This is a genomic window from Weizmannia sp. FSL W8-0401, assembly GCF_038009125.1.
Taxonomy (GTDB): Bacteria; Bacillota; Bacilli; order Bacillales; family Bacillaceae_C; genus Weizmannia; species Weizmannia coagulans.
Genome location: NZ_JBBPAG010000001.1, coordinates 1,900,993 through 1,922,284 on the forward strand (window position 1 = coordinate 1,900,993; position 21,292 = coordinate 1,922,284).

Consider the following 21,292-nt stretch of genomic DNA (forward strand, 5'->3'; position numbering starts at 1 on the left):
TTCATTTTATGATAAAGCTAAAAGTGCAAGAATGATATAGATAAAAATACAAAGTTTAGCGGTTACTATTGGTTGATTTTTAAATTTATATACAAAGGTGGTCAACATGCTGTTGTTTCCAAAAATTGCCGGAAAAATCGTGAATGAAGTGCAGTCGGTGATGGATGAGGATATTATTGTTGTGGACGAAAACGGGGTGATCATGGCCTCGACGCAAAAAGACCGGATTGGAAACTTCCATATGGGGGCACAGAAAGTTTTTCAAACGAACAAAAAATTGTATATTGATGAAGAAATGGCGGCGCAAATGGAAGGGGTGCGGATGGGGATAAATATGCCGATCCGGTTCGAAGGGAGGACGATTGGCGTTATCGGCGTCACCGGCAATCCGAAAGAAGTCGAACATTATGCGGAGCTGATCCGCCGGCTGACGGAGCTTATTATTCAGGAAACCGTCCATGCTGAACAAGCACGGTCCAAAACGAGGGGGCTCGAGGCATATTTCTACGAATGGGCGACAGTAAAGGCGTATGACCAGCATTTCGTTGAACGGGGACTGATGCTTGGGATTCCGATGCAGGTGCCTCACATCTGCTGTTTTTTAAAAATGGCGGTGCCGCCATCGGGGGAAACAGAAATATTTGAACGGCTGCAATCCTATATTGAAACGGACCGCGACATGATTGTGCACTGGGGTCCGGGGTTGTTTTTGCTGCTGAAAAGCGTGGAAGCGCCGTTTTCAAAAGAACGGTTTTATGGGCAATTGGAAGATTTTAAGCGGCGATTTGCGCCAAATTGCGCAGTCGGGGTCGGAAAAACAGCCGGTACATATGTGATCCGCCAGTCGTTCAAAGAAGCACAGAAAGCTTTGAAAGTTGCCGGAAAAAATGGCGGTATTGTGTTTTATGAAGACCTGCTCCTTGATCTGCTGATAGAAGAAGTGTCGGAAGAGGCGCGCCAGGAGTATTTGCAAAAAACAATCGCGAAACTGCAGGAACATGCGGGCCTCGCAGAAACATTGCAAGCCTATCTTGCAAACAACCTGTCGCTGAAAGAAACAGCCGCACAGCTCCATGTGCATATTAATACGCTCCATTACAGGCTGAAGCAAATCACCGAAGTCACGGGCATTGATCCGAAAACAGCGGAAGGCATTGCACTGTTTTATTTGGCGGTACATTTGGCGGAGTAGAAGATTTTTCACTGAAAGCGTAACGGAGCTGTCCCAAAAGCCCCATTTAAGTAGGAATTTTGCTCTAACGGTCGTGACACAGCTTCTCAAAGCCGTTTCTCCAGAGATTTTTGCTCTAATGATCCTGACAAAGCTTCTCTGAACCGTTTCCTCGGGAAAATTTTGCTCTAAACAAGAAAACCCTTTGAGAAAAAGTAATTTCTCAAAGGGTTTTCTTGTTTAAAAAGGACTTTTGCGAGAACTCCCTTTCTGGCTTATTTCACTTCAAACTGCCCCATCATGCCAAGGTCTTCATGTTCGAGGATATGGCAGTGATACATATAAATGCCTTTAAACGGGAACCGCATTATCACTTTCACCGTATCTCCCGGATTGACGAGCACTGTATCTTTCCAGCCCTGCTCATTTGCAGGCGGCGTTTTGCCGTTTATGCTCAAAATCTGGAACTGGACACCGTGGACATGGAACGGGTGCACCATTTTTTTCGTCCCCATGGAAGTTGAAGCGTTTTTGATTTCCCAAATTTCGATGGAATGCAGTTTCACTGTTTCATCAATGTGGTTCATATCCATTTGCTTGCCGTTGATGCTGACATTCGGGCCCATGCCGCTCATCACAAATTTGCGGGTTTTGACCGCTTTTGAATCCGGGATTTTCTTAATGGTTGCAAGTTTCCTTGGGACGCTGTAAGATTTTGTGTATTTGCCTTTAACTTTAAAATACATCAGCGTTTCTTTTCCGTTTTTCAACTGGAGCATACCGCCGTCTCTTAGCTTGGAAAAATCAACAAGGATTTCCGCGCGCTCTCCGGCTGAAAGTGTCAGTTTTTTCATTTTCACCGGCGATGCAAGGAACCCGCCGTCAGATGCAATTTGCGTAAATGTTTGGTTGCCGCTTAGGTGCAGATTATACGTCCTGCCGTTTGAGCCGTTTAAAATCCGGAGGCGGACAAGACCGCGTTTGACTGTCAATTGCGGCTGGATTACGCCGTTGACGAGTTCGGTCGTGCCCTGAAAGCCGAATACTTGGTCGTTCATGTCCAATTTATAGGACAATTGCCCGTTTTTCGTAAAACGGCGGTCCTGCAGCACGAGCGGAAAATCGTTTTTTCCGTAGTCTTTCGGGATATCTAGTTTCTCCGAATTTTGATCATCGACATAAATCAGCCCGGCCAGGCCTTTATAAACCTGTTCACCCGTCTTTCCCATCGGGTGCGGATGGTACCAAAGCGTGGCTGCCTGCTGGCTTACGGTAAAGCTGACTTTCCACGTTTTGCCCGGCAAAATCGTATTATGTGGGCCTCCGTCTGCGGAACCCGGTACCAGAAGGCCATGCCAGTGTACCGTTGTCACTTCTTTTAAGTCGTTTTTTACTGTCATATTGACCTTTTCGCCTTTTCTCACCCTGATCACAGGACCTAAATAATTGCCGTTATACCCGTATGTCGTTGACGTTTTTCCAGCTATAAATTCTTTTTTGCCATGCTGTGCGGTTAAAGTGAAATCCGCCATATCCGGATCCGGATTGGTGTCTTTAAGCACCGCCGGAATCGGCAGTGCAGGATGCTGCGCGTCTTTTTGCTCCGCGCTCTTTTTCACGTGCCAACTGTAAAAAACGGCACCCCCGATGATCACGATAGCCAATAGGATAATGGCTGTTATCCATACTCTCTTTTTCATATTACCCCTGCTTTTTGTTATTTTTATGTTCGGTATCATCTTAACGTTTTTTTGTGCAGGAGTTCTATTAATAAGTTTTGACGCTTTTGTGAACAAATTTATTTTGAATAGTATCTTTGTTTTAAACCGATTTCAGCAGGGTATAATGATAGTGTAAGTAGAAGGAGGGATTTTGAGATGTTTGATTTAATGCCATTCAGAAGGAATGAAGATGTTTTCGAACGTATGCTTAAGACCTTCAATGATATGTTTGACACAAATGCTTTAACACCGTTCAACGGTAATGCCAACTCGTTCCGGACAGATATTACTGAAAAAGAAGATGCTTATCTCGTTGAAGCGGAATTGCCTGGCTTTTCCAAAGAAGACATTACGATTGATGTGAACAATAACTATTTAACGATCCGCGCAAAACGCGACCAAATGGAAGAAAGCAAAGACGAAAAAAATAAAGTCATTCGGCAGGAACGCCGCTACGGCGAATTCGTCCGGCAGTTCTATGTCGACAATATTAAAGAAGACGAAATCAGCGCCACCCTTGATAACGGCGTCCTGAAAATCAACATCCCGAAGAAAACGAAAGAAGGTTCATCCGGAAAAAGGATTGAAATTCAATAAAAAAGAGCGGGGACTCGAGGGAGAGTCTCCACTCTTTTTCAAAACGCCAGCGTTACATCCGCATCTTTTGCGTATTCGAGAAAAGTGACAGCGCCGCCGACTTCAGTGCCGTCGATAAAATCTTCTTTCTTCAGGCCCATGACATCCATTGTCATCTGGCAGGCGATGAATTTTACACCCAGGTCTTTTGCTATTTCAACGAGTTCAGGAATAGAAGGGGTGTTGCTTTTCGCAAAACCTTCCGCATAGTTTTCTTTTCCTTCCGGCATCGGCAAATTTTTATGCACTTCTTTATGGATGAGGTTCAATCCTTCAAATGTGAAAAAGATGGCCACCTCCATGTCGGACGCTGCCCCTGCCGTTGCAATGTTAAATACTTTATAGGCATCAAACAATCCGCCGTTGCTTGCAATGATCGCTACTTTTCCCATGTTTCATCTCTCCTCAATTTTGTAATGCCTGCATAATGCCTTCCGGGTCAAAACCGATCACCCATTTGCCGTTGATTTCGGTTTGTGGAACGCCAATCTGCCCGGTTGTTGCGACAAGTTTCCGCATCATCGCAGGGTCCCTTTCCACATTTACTTCTCTGTAAGGAATGTTCTGTCCGTTTAAAAAGTTTTTTAGCATCGCGCAAAACGGGCAATGCGTCGTAGTATAAACTGTTACATTGTTCATCTGTCTTCTCTCCTTTTTGTTTTACAAGGGGTATCTCCGATGCTGTTTCATAAAAAATCAGCGGTTCTCATGCTTTTATCAGCGGTTTTTGGAAAATATCAGCGGAAATTCAATACATATCAGCACTTCTTACCTATTTATCAGTGGACTGCCCGAATTATACAGGGAGGGGTATCTGGCATCCCAAGCTATCTCCACGCTGACATGCCGCCTTTTACATTTGTGATCTGCTTAAATCCCTGTTTCTTTAAAATTTTGCATGCTTTGCTGCTTCTCATCCCGCTTCGGCAGATGACCACCACTTCTTTGTCTTTCGAAAGCTGTGCGGATTTTTCGGCCAGCTGGTGCAAAGGGATGTTTTTAAATTCTTTGATGTGGTTCCCTTTGAAATCTGCAGGCGTTCGCACATCAATAAATTGCTTCCCTTTATCTTTTAATTCATTCTTTAACGTTGCTGTGGTGATCTGCCTGACCCCTTTTGCCGGGATCAGGCGGGGAATCACAAGCAGCACGATCAATACCAGGATGACAATATTTAAGATCGTCATATTGCGCCTCCGCTATTATTTTTTCTGAATCCAGAATTTAATCGTTGGTCCGTCTTGTTCGGTTTTCAAAATTTGATGGCCTGCATTTCTTGACCATGCCGGAAGATCATTGAGCGCGCCTCTGTCTGTTGCATGCAGTTCAAGCACTTCGCCGCTTTTAATTGTTTCGATGCCTTTTTTCAAGCGGATCACCGGCATCGGGCAAACCAGACCGCTCACATCCAGTACTTTATCCGCCTGTACTTCACCTGTAACTTCCGTTTCGCCTCTGTCATTCACAGTCGTTTTGCTGTCATTTTCAATGTTGCTTCCAAACACGCCGGAGTATGTTTTCCATCCACCGTCCACGTTTTTCACGTCAAAACCGTTGTTTTTCAGAATCCTCGTAGCCAAATAGCCGCGCAAACCAACCTGGCAGCTGACATAAACGGTTTTGTCTTTCGGAATTTCATCGAGCCTGTCCCTTAATTCGTTCAGCGGAATATTGATCGATCCTTTGATATGGCCGAATTCGCGTTCTATCGGTTCCCGGACGTCTATCAAAATCCCGTCATCTTCAATGATCTTGTCAATTTCATGCCACTGGACATGTTCGAGTTCCCCGTTCATGAGATTGGTAGCGACATAGCCAGCCATGTTGACCGGGTCTTTCGCAGAAGAATATGGCGGAGCATAGGAAAGTTCCAGGTTCGTCAAATCTTCAACAGTTAAGCCGCCTTTAATGGCCGTCGCAATGACATCGATCCGTTTATCAGCGCCGTCCGTACCGACCGCCTGTGCTCCGAAAATTTTTCCAGTATCTTTGTCAAAAATCAGTTTCAAGGAAATCGGCGTGGCGCCCGGATAATAGCCGGCATGCGAACTCGGATGAATATGGACGACTTCGTATGACACGCCAAGCCGTTTCAGCGTTTTTTCGTTATTGCCGGTTACCGCAACAGAGAGGTCAAATACTTTTGCAATCGAAGTGCCGAGCGTCCCCTCGTATTTTTCCTTTTTGCCCATGATGTTATTGGCGGCAATGCGCCCTTGCCGGTTTGCCGGTCCCGCAAGCGGGATCATTGTCTTGTTTCCGTTGATGTAATCCACAACTTCTACCGCATCACCGACTGCGTAAATATCTTCATTTGAAGTTTGCAAGTATTCGTTAACAACAATGCCGCCGCGCTCGCCCAAAGCAAGGCCCGTATCCTTTGCCAATTGGTTTTCCGGACGGACGCCGATCGCCAAAATCGTCATATCCGTTTCAATTTCTGTCCCGTCTGATAAAATCACTTTTTTTCCTTCATTTGCAAAAGCTTGAAGCCCGTTTTCCAACACAAGGCGGACGCCTTTTTCTTTCAAATGGTTGTGTACAAGGCTCGCCATTTCATAGTCGATTGGCGCCATCACTTGGTTTGCCATCTCTACGATTGTCACTTGAATCCCGCGATGTGCAAGGTTTTCCGACATTTCAAGGCCGATAAAACCGCCGCCAATAATCACTGCACGTTCCGGTTTTTCCTGATCCACAAAGTTTTTGATGCGATCCGTATCCGGGATATTGCGAAGCGTAAAGAGCGTTTTGTTTTCTCCCAGCCCCGGAACAGGCGGCACAATCGGGCGTGCACCCGGGGACAAGAGCAGCTTGTCGTACGTTTCTTCGTACACTTCATTGGTCCGCAAGTTTTGTATGGTGACAGCCTTCTTCTCCGGATCAATTTTTGTTACTTCGCTTAAAGTGCGGATATCTATATTGAACCGTTTCGACATGCCCTCAACCGTCTGCACAAGAAGATTGCTGCGGTCCTTGATCGTTTCGCCGATATAGTACGGCAATCCACAGTTTGCGAAAGAGATGTATTCACCGCGTTCCACAAGAACGATTTGGATGTCTTCACTCAGCCTTCTGAGTCTGGCGGCAGCGGTTGCCCCGCCGGCTACACCTCCTACGATGATCACTTTCTTTACAGCCATGATATTTACCTCCTAATGATCTGTCTAAATACCCATATAGGTATATTGGAAACCAAAAAATAATTTGATTTTTATTTAACTTGGTATTTACAAAACTCATTTTATACCCCTATGGGTATATTGTCAATAAAATTTAACGAAAAAGGAGCCAATTGCAGCTCCTTATTCCGCCAAGTCTTTCTTCATTTTCTTAAGAGCCCTTGCCAAAATGCTATATCCCCTGAAACTGTAAGCAGTCAGACAATTAAAGTCCGTTGATTTATTCCACTAAAGAAAAAAGACGTTTGTAGGAACATTATGACAAATATAAAAAGAAATTGTGAGTTTTTGATTTTAATAGGATAAATTTGCTTATTATAAGTGCCAGAATTTTATCACTTTTTGAGGCTTTGGGCGAGTTTCAATAGATTAGGCTACTCATTCCTGTGGAAAATATTGTAAAACGGAAAAGGATGATTTTTTTTGAAAAAAAAGAGCCATGAAAGCCACTCCTTTGCTAAGATATAAGTTGTTTATTGCAAAATTAAAGTGCAGAGATGTGCAAAATTTCTATGCAAATGGTTATGCAGAGGGGCTTTACATGGAGGGGTAGCCATGATAACCTGTTTGGGTTTGCCAAATCTGTTACAGCTGGCCGCTTGGCAAAAGAATCATGGCTGCAGAGGCTCCATGTCAAGCCCTTAATAGCGAGAATTCAGATTGAATTTTTATGCGGTATAAACGAATTTATATACTGCAATACTCTGCACTTTTTTCTTGCAAAAAACAGAGAGTGTCTATTTGCAAGTGAGATCAAACCCGCTATTTGCCACCATGTGTGGATTTACGGAGAAAATTCCGAGCTATCGTTCCTTTGCTCGTTTTGATCAAATCATGACAACAAATGGTCTTTGGGAAAAAGCCCGGCTATTGGTTGTTGAATATAATAAAGGGGAAGGCGTGGTTGAAACGAATGAGGAAGCAGCCGCCGTGGATACATCGCATATAGAGGCAGAAGCAACCTTGAATAAAACAAGGAAGACGTGTTCTTGTGAGGGTAATTGCGATTGCCCCAAAGTCCTTACGGACGACAATGTAGGGGTAATGCGTAAAAGTAATGCAGTTTCCTATATTGCGCATAAATTATCAATGGTATGCGGGGTGAAATCCGGTTTGCCTTTGACGCGGGAAGTATTTAAAGGAAATACACCCGATGGGAAAACATTAGAACCGACATTGGAGACGTTTAAGGAAGAGCACCCCGAGATGGCTGAGCAGTTGAGCTTTATCTTGGCAGATGGAATCTACCAAACGCCGGAAAATCAAAAAGTGACAAAGGATGTATTACAGGCGAAATTGGTGGCACCGATCAATCCACGGAACCGTAAAGATAAACCAACTACCGCCCGAGGGATTGAAAAAATCAACCGGTACGGCACTCCCATCTGTATCAGTGGACATAAAATGGAACTTAGAGGATCTGATCGGGAAAAGGGGCAATATATTTACACTTGTCCTGTATTTCATCCAAATGCCAAGCAAGAAGGTCTCACCTGCCCGCTAGCGAATCACGCGGAATGTTGTAATGGGGCAGCACAAGGAAGAGTATTTAGGATGGACTTTGATCAAACGCCTCAAGTAGATGTCGAGTTGCCTCAACATGGTCGCACATTTGAAGTGTTATATAGTGCCAGGACGATCATCGAAAGAATCTTTGGCATTTTAAAAGACGGATACAGTCTCCGTCGTGTTCACAAGCGTGGGAAACAGGCAGTTGAAGCTCATGTAGATCGATGCATGATATCTATGCACATCATGGCAAATATGGCGTACCATCAGACAGGAAAGGCCAATTGTGGATGGACACGCAATCGGCTGCAAAGAGCAAATTAAGTTATTCACAGGTGGATATGTGAATAAGTAAAATGAGCGTTTCCTTTCCACAAAGGGTAGTGAAAAAAACCCATTTTGTGAAGGCGGGATACGTATGCCCTTTTTTTGAAGGAAAATGACCGTTTTACTTCTATTGAATTGAAAATCTGGATGAAAAGGCAAAAAAATCGGGATAATTAATTTTCCAGAGCCTCGCTCAAGTGTATATTTTTATTTTGGCAGAGGCTCTAAATTCTTCTTCCGTGATCTCGCCTTTTGCATACCGTTCCCGCAATATTTCCAGGCTACGGTCTTCTTTCGGATGAACCCCGAAATCTTTTTCGCTTACTTTTTTAATGCCAATTACAATCAAATAAATAATTAATATGAAAATCAACTGGACGATCATGCCAATCATCCCGAAAACGCCCATCATGCCGTATCCACCGTACTCATTGTACCACATATGCATAGACAAGCATCCTTTCATTTTTAATTTTCGCTCTCCAAATTATATTTCGATCTTCATACTTAATGTATCACCTTTTTCTAAAAAATTCCTTAAACATGCTTATATTGGCCTGTAATGGCTTCCAACTAATTCTTTGTTTTTCGAGGAATATCCGCAACGTCCAGAACAAGCTGAGAAATGCCGGTTTTCGGTATATCATACTTTGATCACCGTTTGGGGAGTGGGGTATAAGGGGTTGTGGACCCAAAAAGATTTTTTATCTCATAATTAGACAGTGTGGATTACTTCATTTTTTATCATCAATTGTCTCTGTAACAAATTTTTTCTTTACCACTCGTTCCCCGCCTCTATTTTTTAGATATAATATTAGTATAATTTAGTAAAATTGCCATTTTTAAAAAGGAGTTTTATCAATGGAAGACATCATCAACACCTATAAAAATGACCCCGAGTCCGTATACCACACTTGGTTCTTAAATAATGATGATAGATTAAAAGCTTTCCGGTCCATTAGAAAAAGCCTGGCAAAGGTTATAGATGAAATTGAAGAAGGCAAGTTTGGAAATGATTTTAAAGGTTCCAGTTTAGAAACGGTAGTGACGGCGATATCAGAACAGAAACAAATATTTGAAGGCGCCGCCCATGCATTTTTTTGGAAACCAAAACTGCGTATCCCGGATATTTACGAAAATGAGGCAAACAAAAAAGCGTTCGGGCGGTTTTTGAAAGCGTGCCTGAATGCAACAAATGAAAAACAAGTTTTGGATGAAATACGTGAATTGAATGGATACAACATAAAAGGGCTAGGACCGGCTGTTGCAAATATAATCTATTTTTTGCATCCGACTTTATTTCCTCCGTTTAATACAGCCATTGTGAAAGGCTTTAATTTGCTGTTCAGCCAAAAAATTAAACTCGGCTCCTGGCCTGAGTATTTAAAAATGAGGGAGATTATTCTCTTTAAAAATCAGGAATACCGTAACATGCTGTCCAAAGATTTGGGCGCTTTCGCCGGCCTTCTCTTTGAAATCGGATCGAACCGTTTAGTCATCGATGAAAATGCAAAACTTGTATTACAAAATGAACTGGATAAGCAGGTAAAAGCAATTGCACGCCGACATAAAGAAGTAGAGAAAGATATGGCGGAGGAAAACTCCCATTCAGAAATGCAATATGATCTTGCCAAATTAGGGCGGGCTTTAGGCTACAAAGTGTGGATAGCACGCAATGACCATAAAAGAAAATGGAACGGTGTAAGTTTAGGTGAGCTCTCCATCGTATTTAATTTAACCGTCTCATCTATCCGGTCCATGTTCATTTGCCTGCCGTTAATGCTGACGTTCGGGCCCATGCCGGACATGACAAATTTCCGCGTTTTCACCGCTTCTTGCACCGGCATTTTTTCGATCACAGCCAGTTTTTGCGGAACTTTGTAGGTCTGGTCGGCCTTTCCTTTTACTTTAAAATACATGAGCGTTTCTTTCCCATTTTGGAGCCGGAGCGTGCTGCCGTTTTTCATTTTTGAAAAATCAACCAAAATTTCTGCACGTTCCCCGGGAGAAAGCGTTAATTTTTTCATTTGCACAGGCGTCTTGAGAAATCCCCCGTCGGATGCAATTTGCACAAATGTCCTGTTGCCGCTCAGATGAAGATTGTACGTCCTGCCGTTTGCCCCGTTTAAAATCCGGAAACGGACGAGGCCGCGCCTGACCGTTAACTGCGGCTTAACCGCGCCGTTTACCAGTTCGGTTGTGCCCTGGAAGCCGTACATTTCATCTGTCATATTTAATTTGTACACGAGCTGGCCGTTTTTGTTAAAACGGCGGTCCTGCAGCACAAGCGGAAAATCATTTTTGCCATAGTCTTTCGGAATATCAAGGCTTTCCGCATGTTTGTTATCGACATAAATCAGACCGGCCAGGCCTTTGTATACCTGTTCGCCTGTTTTTCCCATCGGGTGGGGATGGTACCAGAGCGTGGCAGCCTGCTGGCTCACCGTAAACTTTGCTTTCCATGTTTTGCCCGGCTGGATGGCAGCATGCGGGCCGCCGTCAGCCGAACCCGGGACAATGAGGCCGTGCCAATGGACCGTCGTTGCTTCCGGCAATTTATTTTTTACGATGATATTCACTTTTTCGCCCGTTTTCAACCGGATGACCGGCCCCAAATAGTCGCCGTTATATCCGTACGTTGCTGTTGTTTTCCTGGAAATAAACGCCTTTTTCCCCTGCTGTGCGGTTAAAGTATACTCCGCCGCGTTGGGATCCGGGTTCGTATCTTTTAAAACGGCTGGAATGGGCAGATCCGGATGCTGTGCCGCTTTATGATTTGTGCTGATTTTCACATAGCCGTTATAAAAGAAAACACCGCCAATACCCACAATGACCACGATTAAAATCAGAGCCCCTAACTTTGTCTTGTTCATCCTACCCCTGCTTTTTCTTTTTTGATGTTCAGTACCATTGTAATGTTTTTTAACACCGGAAATCCATCGTTATAGATTGACAATTTTGTGAACATCTGTTGTGCATAGGCATCTTTGTTTTCAATTTTTTTATAGTGGGGTATAATAATAGTGAAAAGGAGGGATTGAATATGTTTGATTTAATGCCGTTCAGAAGAAACGACGATGTTTTCGAACGTATGATGAAGACTTTCAATGAGATGTTTGATGCGAATGCGTTGGCGCCTTTTGCGAACGCAAACTCGTTCCGTACCGACATTACGGAAAAAGAAGATGCTTATCTTGTGGAGGCCGAACTGCCGGGCTTCTCAAAAGAGGACATTACCATTGATGTCCGCAATAATGAGCTGACCATCCGTGCAAAACGCGACCAAATGGAAGAAAGCAAAGATGAAAAACATAAAGTTATCCGGCAGGAACGCCGCTATGGCGAATTCGTCCGGAAGTTTTACGTGGATAATATTAATGAAGACGAAATCAGCGCCACCCTTGATAATGGCGTCCTGAAAATTCATATTCCGAAGAAAACGAAGGAAGGCCCATCCGGAAAACGGATTCAAATCCAGTAATCATGAAGCGGAGGCTTGTAATGCAAGCCCCCGCTTTTTTGTGTAAAAAAGAAGCCGGATAATCCCTTAATCCATCAAATCCTTCTTCATTTTTTTAAATTCTTCTTCCGTGATTTCCCCTTTTGCATACCGTTCCCGCAAAATGTCGAGGCTTTTGTCTTCCCTTTGATGCGGCCGGAATTCACTCACTTTTTTGATGCCTGCCACTATCAAAAAAATCACGAGCACAAAGATGACAAGCTGGGCAATCATGCCGATTAGGCTGAATACGCCCATCATGCCATAGCCACCGTACATCATCATGGTCAGCACCTTTCCTTTTTATATTCCCTACTACTGTATACTATACCACTTTTTTCTTAAAAAATCTTTGTTCTATCCCGGCTTCCCTTTTTCCCCCTTTTGCACTCTTGCGCAAATCCTGCCATCGTTTTCTCATCCATCGGGCCGATGACTTTACGGATGATGGTCCCTTCTGCATCAATAAAGTAAGTCGTCGGAATGGTAACCGTTTTGTAAAGGGTGCCGACGGAGCCGTCCATGTCAAACAGAATTTGAAAAGCAAGGCCGTTTTTCTTCACAAAGTCAAGCGGCGCATTCTCGTTTGTTTCGGTATTCGTTAAATTCACAGCAAGCACTGCGACATCCGGGTTTTTTTCATAGAAACGCTGCATATCCGGCATCTCCGCTTTACACGGCGGGCACCAGGAAGCCCAAAAATTCAGGATCACCGTTTTCCCTTTAAAATCAGACAGTTTGACCGTTTGCCCCGATAGATTTGTCAGTGCAAAATCCGGCGCCTTTTCCCCTTCTTTTGCTTCTGCACCGCCGGATAGCGGTTGTGCCTTCACCGCGGTTTCCTGCCTCTCCCCTGCTGTTTTATTTTTATCGGGATCGTCCGGTTTTTTTAAGGCCATAAGCAAAATGGCTGAGGCCAGAAGCACGGCGGCAGCCAGAAACACCTTTTTTTTCAACCGCTTCAACTCCTTTCCGGGTATTAAAGTGCTTTCTATCATTTTTATTCTTTTTTACGATGAAATAGAAGCAAACGCTATAATACCATTATTTGCAAAAGGGGCAGGAGACGCTCTATAAAACGAGATGGAACCCAGCCGGTGTTGCGAATGCAAAGAACCGCTCTGCCACAAACCAGTATGCGACGGATATCGGCTGGGCATCCAAACAGGTTGTAACCATCTATAAGCTGTACAGCCTGCTCGATTCCCGCAAGGTCAAACTGGACATTCCGAAATATCAATAGCCATGCAAAGAAAGCAGCAGGGTGCTTTATCCTGCTGCTTTACCCGTTTTCATTTCTCCTATGGCTGCGCCGGGCTTTTGCCAATGCGGGGAGCGGTTTAAAGCGGGCATCCCGGCCGTTCAAAAAAGGAGAACCTTTGGCGTTACCATCCCCGGCTTGCGCCGCCGCCTCCGGAAGAACCGCCGCCGCCTTTGCTGCCTCCCCCGCCGCCGCTTCCGCCGCCACCGCCGCCGCGAAAGAACATCATCAGGATATTCAGCAGAAAATACGTCATGGTTCCGCCGAGAAACTTGAAATCAATGAAAATCAGGATAAGGATCCCAAGCCCGATCAAAATCTGTTTCCAGAACGAATAGGGGGAAGCCTGGGCGGAAGAGGGCCGCTCATACGCCTTTGGATGGGCCTGAAGATTTACATTGTATTCCTTCGCCGTTTCGGCGGCAAGCTTCTTATACGTATTGATAACCGCCGCATCCGGCTTGTTTTCTTTCAAATACGGTATGGCATACTGATCAAGGATCCGCCCTACTTTTCCGTCCGGAAGCGCCCCCTCCAAGCCGTACCCGACTTCAATTCTAATTTTCCTGTCTTTTACTGCCACTACGAGCAATACCCCGTTGTTCATGGTTTTATTGCCGAGCCCGTACTGGCGGAAAGCTTTGTTGGCGTAAGCATCAATGTTTGTGTCTTTCCCGGTCGTGTCCACAGTCAATACCGCGACTTGCGCTTTTGTTTGCTCATCCAGCTGCCTGCCGAGCGAAACGAGTTCCTGTTTCTGGCTGTCTGTCAGCACCCCGGCAAAATCCTGCACATAGATGTCCCCGGCCGGTTCCGGAATGCCCGCTGCAGCACGCGCACCGGGAACGGCCGTGCATACGGCCAACAGAAAGGCGAGAAAAACGGCTGTAATAAGCGCGGCCCTTTTCATCACTGATCACTGCTGTTCCCGAAATCAACTTTCGGGGTTTTCTTTGCACTTTCATCCGCTTTAAAATATTCCTTTTTCTCAAAACCGAACAGGCCGGCAATAAGTGCGCCGGGCATTCTTTTCACCTTTTTGTTATACGTTGCGACGGCGCTATTGTAATCCTGGCGCGCCACAGCAAGGCGATTTTCCGTGCCGGCGAGTTCATCCATCAGCTGCGTGTAATGCTGGTTTGCTTTTAAATCTGGATATTTTTCAACCACCACCAACAGCCGTCCTAACGCGCTATCCAGGCGGTCGTTTGCCGCTGCCTGGTCTCCGGGTGTTTTTGCCCCGGCCAATTGTGCGCGGGCTTTCGAAATGTCATCTATCACCGCTTTTTCATGGGAAGCATAACCCTTGACGGTATTCACAAGGTTCGGGATCAGATCCGTCCGCCTTTGCAGTTGGTTTTGAATTTGCGAATAAGATTGATTTACGTTTTCTTCCGCATTCACCAAGCTGTTATAACTTGTAAAAACGCTGACGATCAGAACCACCAATATGGCGGCCACAATCATCCATGGCATCCACTTCTTCATATACAATCCTCCTCATTTATGCTTATAAATCCAATACCCTGCCAGCAGCATTGAAATGCCAGGCCCGGCAAAAAAAGAAAGTATGTACCGGCCGCCTACCATTAAGATACGGAATGTCTGCCCAAAAGTTTCATGCTTCAGGTAAAATATTTCCCGAGCAGGATGCCTAAAAATGCCAGGGCAATGCCGAACAGATAGCTCAGCACAAGGTACGGAACAAGAATATGATATTTTTTGTCAGCCTGCAGCTGAATATTCTCAAGTTTAAAAGTGGAGAAAGTTGTAAAGGCGCCCAAAAAGCCGGTCCCGAGAAGCAGGCGCCACGAACTCCCGGCACCTGTGCCAAACAGAAGGCCGAGCATAAATGAGCCGGAAAGATTAATGAAAAATGTGGCCAGCGGGAATTTTGCCGGAAACGCCCGGTTGATCCACCGCGAAAGAGAAAACCGGGAAACCGCCCCGAAAAAGGCGCCGATTGCGATAAAAATGCCGTTTAAAACCATGAATCCGCCTCCTTCATGACGCTGTATCTGAACCGCCTCTTCCCTTTAGCCGCGAATGCAGCATCCCGCCTAGTTTAAAGCCGGTCCATGACATGAACAGCCCGCCGGATAAACTGCAGAAAACATATAACAGCGCGGCAAACGCATGCGATTGCTGGATAAGCTGCACCGTCTCCACGCTGAAAGTCGAAAATGTTGTGAAGGAACCGACAAACCCGGTGCCAAGCGCGGTTACAATATACGGATGAATCTTATTGGATTTAAAAAGATGCATCGTAAGCCAGCCAAGCAGAAAGCAGCCGGCCAGATTGATCGCAAGTGTCGGATATGGAAAAACGGCATGCGTGTACATGCCGATCCATATGCCGAAATAATAGCGTGCCAAAGCGCCGAAAATACCGGCAACCCCGACCCAAATATATAGCATACAGCTCCCTCCAGTCCATTGCGGCATGGGATTTGCCCCCTGCGCTGCTTTTTTCGTGAAAAGAGTTCCCGTGCCGTGCCTAAAGGTTCGTTTATTTTGTCAAAAGCCTTGCCAGCCCAAATGCAGCGGCAGCGGCCAAACCGCCAATCACAACGGTCTCAAGCCCGCTCTTCCACACATTGGAACCGGTAAACCGCCCTTTCACCGCCCCGAAAATAAACAGCACAACGAGCGTCACCAGGACGGAAACAAGCAGGGCCTGTGATGCCCTGGTGACAAAAAAGTACGGGGCAAGCGGGATCAGCCCGCCCACAATATATGACAGGGCAATCGTTAACGCGCTTTTTAAGCTGCGCCCCTTTTCCGGCTTCTCAAGCCCCAGCTCGAATTTCATCATAAAATCCACCCATTTATCAGGGTTTTCTGCCATTTTATCGACGATTGCCTCGATTTGTTCCGGTTTCAGATCATATGCCTTAAATACATCCCGGACTTCGTCTTTTTCCCGTTCCGGCACTTCTTCTACTTCCCGGTATTCTCTTTTTAATTCGCTATAATAATGTTCGGCATCCGATTTTGCTGCGAGATATCCGCCAAGCCCCATGGCAATGGAACCGGCTGCAATTTCCGCCGCGCCGGCCGCGAGAACGAGCACCGGCGAATCCACTGCACCGGATAAGCCTGCTGCCAGCGCAAACGGCACGGTCAGCCCGTCCGACATGCCAATCACGATATCACGGACGGTGTCAGATGCCTGGAAATGTTCCTCAACATGTTCATATTCCGGCATTCTTTCTCTTCCTTTCTGTCTTTATAGGTATTATTGTAGCATTTCAAGCCGGAATTGGGCGAAAATGAACATAAAATTTACTTTCTTGTAAAAGTTTCTTTGCAAACTTTTGAGATACGCATATAATGAACTTAACAACTGACGTCCGTCCAAAAGCCAGTTTTCCGGCTTTTGGACAGCATGTGTAAAAGGAGCCAATAAAATGTCACACGGCCATGGACACCAACACCATCATCATGAGCCGGCACAATACGGAAAAGCTTTCGCAGCCGGCATCGGGCTGAATATTCTTTTTGTTGCCGTTGAAGCCATTTACGGCTTCTTTTCCGATTCCCTTTCGCTGTTGGCGGATGCAGGCCACAATCTGAGCGATGTGCTCGGGCTCATTATTGCCTGGGCCGCTGTCTGGCTCGGCAAAAAATTGCCAACAAAAAAGCGCACATACGGCTATAAAAAATCATCCGTGATGGCTGCGCTTTTAAATGCGATTATTCTGCTGATTGCAATCGGCGCGATCTTTCTCGGAGCAATCCAGCGTTTTGCCCATCCGGAACCTGTCGCAGGCAAAACGGTCATGATCGTTGCCGTGATCGGGATCGTTATTAATACCATCACCGCTTTACTGTTTATGTCCGGGCGAAAAACTGACCTCAATATCCGCGGCGCTTTTTTGCATATGGCTGCCGATGCGCTTGTCTCACTCGGCGTTGTCATCGCAGGTGCGATTATCCTGTTCACAGGCTGGGAGTGGGTCGATCCGGTTACAAGCATCATCATTGCGGTTGTGATTTTTGCAGGGACATGGGGCCTGTTGCGGGAAGCGGCCGACCTTTCGCTTGATGCGGTGCCTGCAGGCGTTGATGCCGGTGCGATTAAAACCTATTTAGAACAAATTCCGACCGTGCTCAACGTCCATGATTTGCATATATGGGGAATGAGCACGACAGAAACGATACTGACGGTCCATATTGTCCGCTCCCAAATTGAAGACAACGACCAGCTGCTGGAAAAGCTGGAAAAAGAACTGCATGACAAATTCGGGATCGAGCACGCTACCATCCAGATTGAGAAAGGGACTTATGTTTGCGGGCTAGCGCCGGACAACAAAGTGTAAAAGCAGATAAACAAAACTTGCGGCAATGCAAGATTATAGCCGGGCCCCATGCAGGATCTCTTCCGGGCACAACACAGATTTTCCTCGTGTACCGGCAAAAGAAAAAAGGCTGCCACCGTGCAGCTTTTTTCTTTTGCTCCTTCAAAAGCAAAAACTTTTCGACAGATTTCTACATTTCTCCTTCGTTGTGGATATTCTTATACACATTTTGCACAAAGTAACACCAGTCCTTCGCGCGTTTATAAACAATTTACCCACAAGATATAAACATTCTACTGTGGATAAAAGAACGCTTGTTCCGCAAGACTAAATTTGATAAAGTAAGGGTACAAATACTCTATCTTTATGATACGCGGGCTGCTTTAAAAAAAGAACATGATTTTCGGAGGTGGTACAAATGTATAAGTTATCTGATGAACTATTGATCGAGTCCTATTTTAAAGCAAAAGAACTGAAATTAAGTTCCGAGTTTGTTAAGCTCATTGAAAAAGAGATTGAACGCCGGTCGCTGACGCATAAAATCAAAGCAACCTCCTAGCCACTTTTGCTTGATATGTGGCTTTTTTTGTGTGATAAATCCTATTTTTGTGAATATGTATAAAAATAAAGGCAGTTGGGAGGTTTGCGGGGGTGGATTTTGATCATTGGTATAATGCTATCTTGAATTTTATCAAATCGCAAGCCGCCAATGGATTGACAGTGGCAAACGGATGCTGCGGGGCTGCAGCGCTTTTTTATTGCGACAATCACGAGCCGGCGGTTTCCGCAGCCCTGATCTTTGCCGCTGTATTGTTCGACCGTTATGACGGGAAACTGGCCAGGAAGCTAAAAACGGAATCCGCACTCGGCAAGCAGCTTGATTCCCTTTGCGATTTGCTCTCGTTTGGCGCCGCGCCTGCCATGCTGATCCATACAGCGCTGTTTTGTCTGTACGGCATTCCGGGTATGCTGGCCGCCATGTTTTATATGCTTTGCGGGATGATCCGGCTCGCCCGGTTTAATATCAGCAAGCAAAAAGGCTTTTTTTACGGGCTTCCGATCCCCGTAGCAGGCTTATGTGTAACAGCCGGTTTTTTTGCCGTTCCTTATGTCACCCACTTCTGGTTGTTCGTCTGGATGGTGCTGTTATCGGTCCTGATGGTGGCGCCGTTTAAGTTAAAAAAAATATGAAAAAGGCGCACTGCAAATTTTGCAATGTGCCTTTTTCATTATTCGCCGTTTTGTTCCTTTCTTTTTTCTTTCTCAAGCCGGTAAAATTCGTGGAACATTTTCATGAGGGCCCGCTTTTCAATACGGGAAACGTAGCTTCTTGAAATGCCGAGCTCCTTCGCAATTTCGCGCTGCGTTTTTTCCTTTTTTAAATTCAGGCCGAATCTGCCGATGATCACCTGTTTTTCGCGTTCATCCAATATGTCAAAGAATTGTTTCACTTTTTCCAGCTCCATATTCAGCTGGATCGTGTCAAATACGTCTTCCGCTTCAGACTGGAGAACATCAATTAACGAAATTTCATTTCCTTCCTTATCCTGGCCGATCGGGTCATGCAGCGAAACATCTTTTTTTGTTTTCTTTAAAGCTCTTAAATGCATAAGTATTTCATTTTCTATACACCTGGCCGCATATGTGGCAAGTTTTGTCCCTTTCCCTTCCGAGTAGCTTTCGATTGCCTTGATCAGGCCAATCGTCCCGATCGAGATGAGATCTTCTGTATCTTCACCGGTATTTTCAAATTTTTTGACAATGTGCGCTACAAGCCGCAGGTTATGTTCGATTAAAATATTCCGGGCATCCGCGTCGCCTTCCGCCATCCGCTTCAAATATTTCCGTTCTTCGCTTGCCGAAAGAGGTTGTGGAAAAGCATTGTTTTTCACATAGGAAACCAAAAAAACAAGCTCTTTCATCATATAGCTTACCGCAGTTAAGATCCCCGACATCCTTCCACCTCCATTAGGCTTGAGCCTATATAGTTCAAACATATGAACAAGGAGGCGGAATTGTGTCTGTCCCGAAGAAAAGACGGTCTGGTAAATATTGCACGGCATTTAAAAAAATCAAAAAACCGCATTACAGCGCGCTGTAATGCGGTTGAAAAGATTCCTTAATTGTGTACAGCTTCATCCGTTTTCGTTTCCCGGATGATGTAATCAAAAGCGGCGAGCGCAGCTGTCGCGCCGGACCCCATCGAAATAATGATTTGCTTATAAGCGCTGTCTGTGCAGTCTCCTGCGGCAAACACGCCCGGAACACTGGTCGCGCCGCGCTTATCCACCACAATTTCACCCCGCGGTGTCCGTTCCACTGTATCGCCAAGCCATTCGGTATTCGGGACAAGGCCGATTTGGACAAACACGCCCTCGAGTTCAATATGGTGTTCTTCCCCGGTTGCACGGTCAATATATGTGATTCCGTTCACTTTATCCGTGCCGGTAATTTCTTTCGTTTGCGCATTTTTTACAACCGTCACATTCGGAAGGCTGTAAAGGCGCTCGAGCAGCACACGGTCCGCCTTTAATTCAGGCATAAATTCAATGACGGTTACATGTTTGACCACACCAGCAAGGTCAATGGCCGCTTCAATGCCGGAGTTTCCCCCGCCGATTACGGCAACATGTTTACCGGCAAACAACGGCCCGTCACAGTGCGGGCAGTATGCCACACCTTTGTTTTTGAATTCTGCTTCGCCCGGCACGTTGATGTTGCGCCAGCGTGCACCGGTGGAGATGATCACGGTTTTACTCTTTAATACAGCCCCGTTTTCCAATTCCACCTCAACGAGATCTTTCTTTTCGACCCGTTTTGCACGCTGCAGATTCATAATATCAACATTATACTGTTTGACATGCTCTTCAAGGTTTGCAGCAAGTTGCGGGCCTTCCGTATACTTCGTGCCGATTAGGTTTTCAATGCCGACTGTATCGAGCACCTGCCCGCCAATGCGTTCAGTGACAATCCCTGTCCGGATGCCTTTGCGTGCCGCATAAATGGCTGCACTTGCGCCGGACGGTCCACCGCCGATGACGAGCACATCAAACGGGTCTTTCTTTTCAAACTCGGACGGATCCGCTGTGCTGCCAAGCTTGGCAAGAATTTCTTCCACTTCCATCCGGCCGCTTTCAAAGAATTCGCCGTTCAGATAAATGGAAGGGACGGCCATAATGCCTTTTCCTTCCGCTTCCTCTTTAAATGCAGCCCCGTCAATCATCGTGTGCGTAATATTCGGACTGAGCACACTCATGATGTTCAAGGCTTGTACCACAACAGGACAGTTCTGGCAAGTCAAGCTGACATAGGTTTCAAAATGGTATTCGCCTTTTATGCTTTGAATCTGGTCAATGACCTTCTGATCCACTTTAGGAGGGCGGCCGCTGACCTGCAGCAGGGCCAAAACGAGCGAGGTAAACTCATGCCCGAGCGGCACGCCCGCGAATATAATTCCGGTGTCTTCTCCCGGACGGTTTACACTGAAACTCGGGGTTCTTTCGAGTTTTGTGTTTTCCACTTTTATCCGGGGCGACATGGCGGCCAATTGGTCGACCAGTTCGAGCATATTCCGCGATGTTTCATCGGAACCCGCGCTCACTTTCAGCAGAACGTCGCCCTCCATCATTTGCAGATACTGGGCCAGTTGCGCTTTAATCTCTTCATCCAGTATCATATCGTTCAG

24 protein-coding genes are annotated in these 21,292 nt (G+C 45.7%); 8 read left to right on the plus strand and 16 right to left on the minus strand.

The annotated features are described in order from the left end of the window. Window positions 1-106: 106 nt before the first annotated feature. Entirely contained in the window at window positions 107-1,192 is a 1,086-nt protein-coding gene (locus NSU00_RS09280) for a CdaR family transcriptional regulator (protein ID WP_061566456.1), read from the plus strand. A gap of 254 nt (window positions 1,193-1,446) precedes the next feature. On the opposite strand, the gene NSU00_RS09285 is transcribed toward NSU00_RS09280, so the two are convergent. Beyond that, window positions 1,447-2,871, minus strand: coding sequence for a multicopper oxidase family protein (locus NSU00_RS09285; RefSeq protein ID WP_340702727.1), 1,425 nt, complete (start codon window positions 2,869-2,871; stop codon window positions 1,447-1,449). A 177-nt stretch (window positions 2,872-3,048) separates the two neighbouring features. Here NSU00_RS09285 and NSU00_RS09290 point away from each other — a divergent pair, with 177 nt between their 5' ends. Beyond that, window positions 3,049-3,489 (plus strand): Hsp20/alpha crystallin family protein, encoded by a 441-nt coding sequence (locus NSU00_RS09290; protein WP_013859723.1) that lies wholly within the window; start codon window positions 3,049-3,051, stop codon window positions 3,487-3,489. 38 nt (window positions 3,490-3,527) lie between these two features. Here the strand turns inward: NSU00_RS09290 and NSU00_RS09295 are convergent, their stop codons facing one another. The 4 genes from NSU00_RS09295 to NSU00_RS09310 all read right to left on the minus strand — a co-directional run bounded on the left by NSU00_RS09295 (window position 3,528) and on the right by NSU00_RS09310 (window position 6,671). Next, a complete protein-coding gene (locus NSU00_RS09295; protein ID WP_013859724.1) occupies window positions 3,528-3,920 on the minus strand; it encodes a DsrE/DsrF/DrsH-like family protein in 393 nt (130 codons plus the stop codon). Between the two features lie 13 nt (window positions 3,921-3,933). Then, window positions 3,934-4,167 (minus strand): glutaredoxin family protein, encoded by a 234-nt coding sequence (locus tag NSU00_RS09300; RefSeq protein ID WP_013859725.1) that lies wholly within the window; start codon window positions 4,165-4,167, stop codon window positions 3,934-3,936. A gap of 188 nt (window positions 4,168-4,355) precedes the next feature. Beyond that, window positions 4,356-4,715 (minus strand): rhodanese-like domain-containing protein, encoded by a 360-nt coding sequence (locus tag NSU00_RS09305; RefSeq protein WP_013859726.1) that lies wholly within the window; start codon window positions 4,713-4,715, stop codon window positions 4,356-4,358. 15 nt (window positions 4,716-4,730) lie between these two features. Next, complete coding sequence (locus NSU00_RS09310) at window positions 4,731-6,671, minus strand: CoA-disulfide reductase (RefSeq protein WP_061566457.1); 1,941 nt, start codon at window positions 6,669-6,671, stop codon at window positions 4,731-4,733. Between the two features lie 786 nt (window positions 6,672-7,457). On the opposite strand from NSU00_RS09310, the gene NSU00_RS09315 reads away from it, so the two are divergent. Next, window positions 7,458-8,543 (plus strand): transposase, encoded by a 1,086-nt coding sequence (locus NSU00_RS09315; RefSeq protein WP_340703922.1) that lies wholly within the window; start codon window positions 7,458-7,460, stop codon window positions 8,541-8,543. Between the two features lie 196 nt (window positions 8,544-8,739). Here NSU00_RS09315 and NSU00_RS09320 read toward each other — a convergent pair whose 3' ends face one another. Both NSU00_RS09320 and NSU00_RS09325 read right to left on the minus strand, forming a co-directional pair. Next, the gene (locus NSU00_RS09320; RefSeq protein ID WP_340703604.1) at window positions 8,740-8,994 is read right to left on the minus strand and encodes an SHOCT domain-containing protein; all 255 of its coding nucleotides are present in this window, start codon (window positions 8,992-8,994) and stop codon (window positions 8,740-8,742) included. 1,204 nt (window positions 8,995-10,198) lie between these two features. Continuing rightward, the gene (locus tag NSU00_RS09325; protein WP_340702728.1) at window positions 10,199-11,419 is read right to left on the minus strand and encodes a multicopper oxidase family protein; all 1,221 of its coding nucleotides are present in this window, start codon (window positions 11,417-11,419) and stop codon (window positions 10,199-10,201) included. 170 nt (window positions 11,420-11,589) lie between these two features. On the opposite strand from NSU00_RS09325, the gene NSU00_RS09330 reads away from it, so the two are divergent. After that, window positions 11,590-12,027 carry an Hsp20/alpha crystallin family protein gene (locus NSU00_RS09330; RefSeq protein ID WP_013859730.1) on the plus strand — a complete coding sequence of 146 codons (438 nt, stop codon included), beginning with the start codon at window positions 11,590-11,592 and terminating at the stop codon, window positions 12,025-12,027. 66 nt (window positions 12,028-12,093) lie between these two features. Here NSU00_RS09330 and NSU00_RS09335 read toward each other — a convergent pair whose 3' ends face one another. Together NSU00_RS09335 and NSU00_RS09340 are read right to left on the minus strand one after the other, a co-directional pair. Beyond that, window positions 12,094-12,330 (minus strand): SHOCT domain-containing protein, encoded by a 237-nt coding sequence (locus tag NSU00_RS09335; RefSeq protein ID WP_014097940.1) that lies wholly within the window; start codon window positions 12,328-12,330, stop codon window positions 12,094-12,096. A 56-nt stretch (window positions 12,331-12,386) separates the two neighbouring features. Beyond that, window positions 12,387-13,001, minus strand: coding sequence for a TlpA family protein disulfide reductase (locus tag NSU00_RS09340; protein ID WP_013859732.1), 615 nt, complete (start codon window positions 12,999-13,001; stop codon window positions 12,387-12,389). A 92-nt stretch (window positions 13,002-13,093) separates the two neighbouring features. On the opposite strand from NSU00_RS09340, the gene NSU00_RS09345 reads away from it, so the two are divergent. Beyond that, window positions 13,094-13,288 (plus strand): hypothetical protein, encoded by a 195-nt coding sequence (locus tag NSU00_RS09345; RefSeq protein WP_328192083.1) that lies wholly within the window; start codon window positions 13,094-13,096, stop codon window positions 13,286-13,288. A gap of 142 nt (window positions 13,289-13,430) precedes the next feature. Here NSU00_RS09345 and NSU00_RS09350 read toward each other — a convergent pair whose 3' ends face one another. From NSU00_RS09350 to NSU00_RS09370, 5 genes are all read right to left on the minus strand, one after another. Beyond that, on the minus strand, window positions 13,431-14,216 hold the full coding sequence (locus tag NSU00_RS09350; RefSeq protein ID WP_029141926.1) for a TPM domain-containing protein: 786 nt from the start codon (window positions 14,214-14,216) through the stop codon (window positions 13,431-13,433). After that, a complete protein-coding gene (locus tag NSU00_RS09355) occupies window positions 14,216-14,794 on the minus strand; it encodes a LemA family protein (RefSeq protein ID WP_340703605.1) in 579 nt (192 codons plus the stop codon). The genes NSU00_RS09350 and NSU00_RS09355 overlap by 1 nt, the downstream gene beginning before the upstream one ends. A gap of 137 nt (window positions 14,795-14,931) precedes the next feature. Then, window positions 14,932-15,297 carry a fluoride efflux transporter CrcB gene (gene crcB, locus NSU00_RS09360; RefSeq protein WP_013859735.1) on the minus strand — a complete coding sequence of 122 codons (366 nt, stop codon included), beginning with the start codon at window positions 15,295-15,297 and terminating at the stop codon, window positions 14,932-14,934. Between the two features lie 13 nt (window positions 15,298-15,310). Continuing rightward, window positions 15,311-15,724, minus strand: coding sequence for a fluoride efflux transporter CrcB (gene crcB / locus NSU00_RS09365; protein WP_026683581.1), 414 nt, complete (start codon window positions 15,722-15,724; stop codon window positions 15,311-15,313). A gap of 91 nt (window positions 15,725-15,815) precedes the next feature. Continuing rightward, the gene (locus tag NSU00_RS09370) at window positions 15,816-16,514 is read right to left on the minus strand and encodes a VIT1/CCC1 transporter family protein (protein WP_340703606.1); all 699 of its coding nucleotides are present in this window, start codon (window positions 16,512-16,514) and stop codon (window positions 15,816-15,818) included. A 202-nt stretch (window positions 16,515-16,716) separates the two neighbouring features. On the opposite strand from NSU00_RS09370, the gene NSU00_RS09375 reads away from it, so the two are divergent. From NSU00_RS09375 to pssA, 3 genes are all read left to right on the plus strand, one after another. Next, window positions 16,717-17,628, plus strand: a complete 912-nt coding sequence (locus NSU00_RS09375) for a cation diffusion facilitator family transporter (RefSeq protein ID WP_017553161.1) — start codon at window positions 16,717-16,719, stop codon at window positions 17,626-17,628. A 397-nt stretch (window positions 17,629-18,025) separates the two neighbouring features. Next, window positions 18,026-18,166: a sporulation histidine kinase inhibitor Sda gene (locus NSU00_RS09380; protein ID WP_017553160.1), complete on the plus strand. Its 141-nt coding sequence runs from the start codon at window positions 18,026-18,028 to the stop codon at window positions 18,164-18,166. A 92-nt stretch (window positions 18,167-18,258) separates the two neighbouring features. Beyond that, window positions 18,259-18,798, plus strand: coding sequence for a CDP-diacylglycerol--serine O-phosphatidyltransferase (gene pssA, locus NSU00_RS09385; RefSeq protein WP_237348235.1), 540 nt, complete (start codon window positions 18,259-18,261; stop codon window positions 18,796-18,798). Window positions 18,799-18,836: 38 nt separating this feature from the next. Here the strand turns inward: pssA and sigK are convergent, their stop codons facing one another. Together sigK and ahpF are read right to left on the minus strand one after the other, a co-directional pair. Further along, entirely contained in the window at window positions 18,837-19,562 is a 726-nt protein-coding gene (sigK, locus tag NSU00_RS09390; protein ID WP_013859739.1) for an RNA polymerase sporulation sigma factor SigK, read from the minus strand. A gap of 164 nt (window positions 19,563-19,726) precedes the next feature. Continuing rightward, on the minus strand, window positions 19,727-21,283 hold the full coding sequence (gene ahpF, locus NSU00_RS09395) for an alkyl hydroperoxide reductase subunit F (protein WP_013859740.1): 1,557 nt from the start codon (window positions 21,281-21,283) through the stop codon (window positions 19,727-19,729). Window positions 21,284-21,292 lie beyond the last annotated feature (9 nt).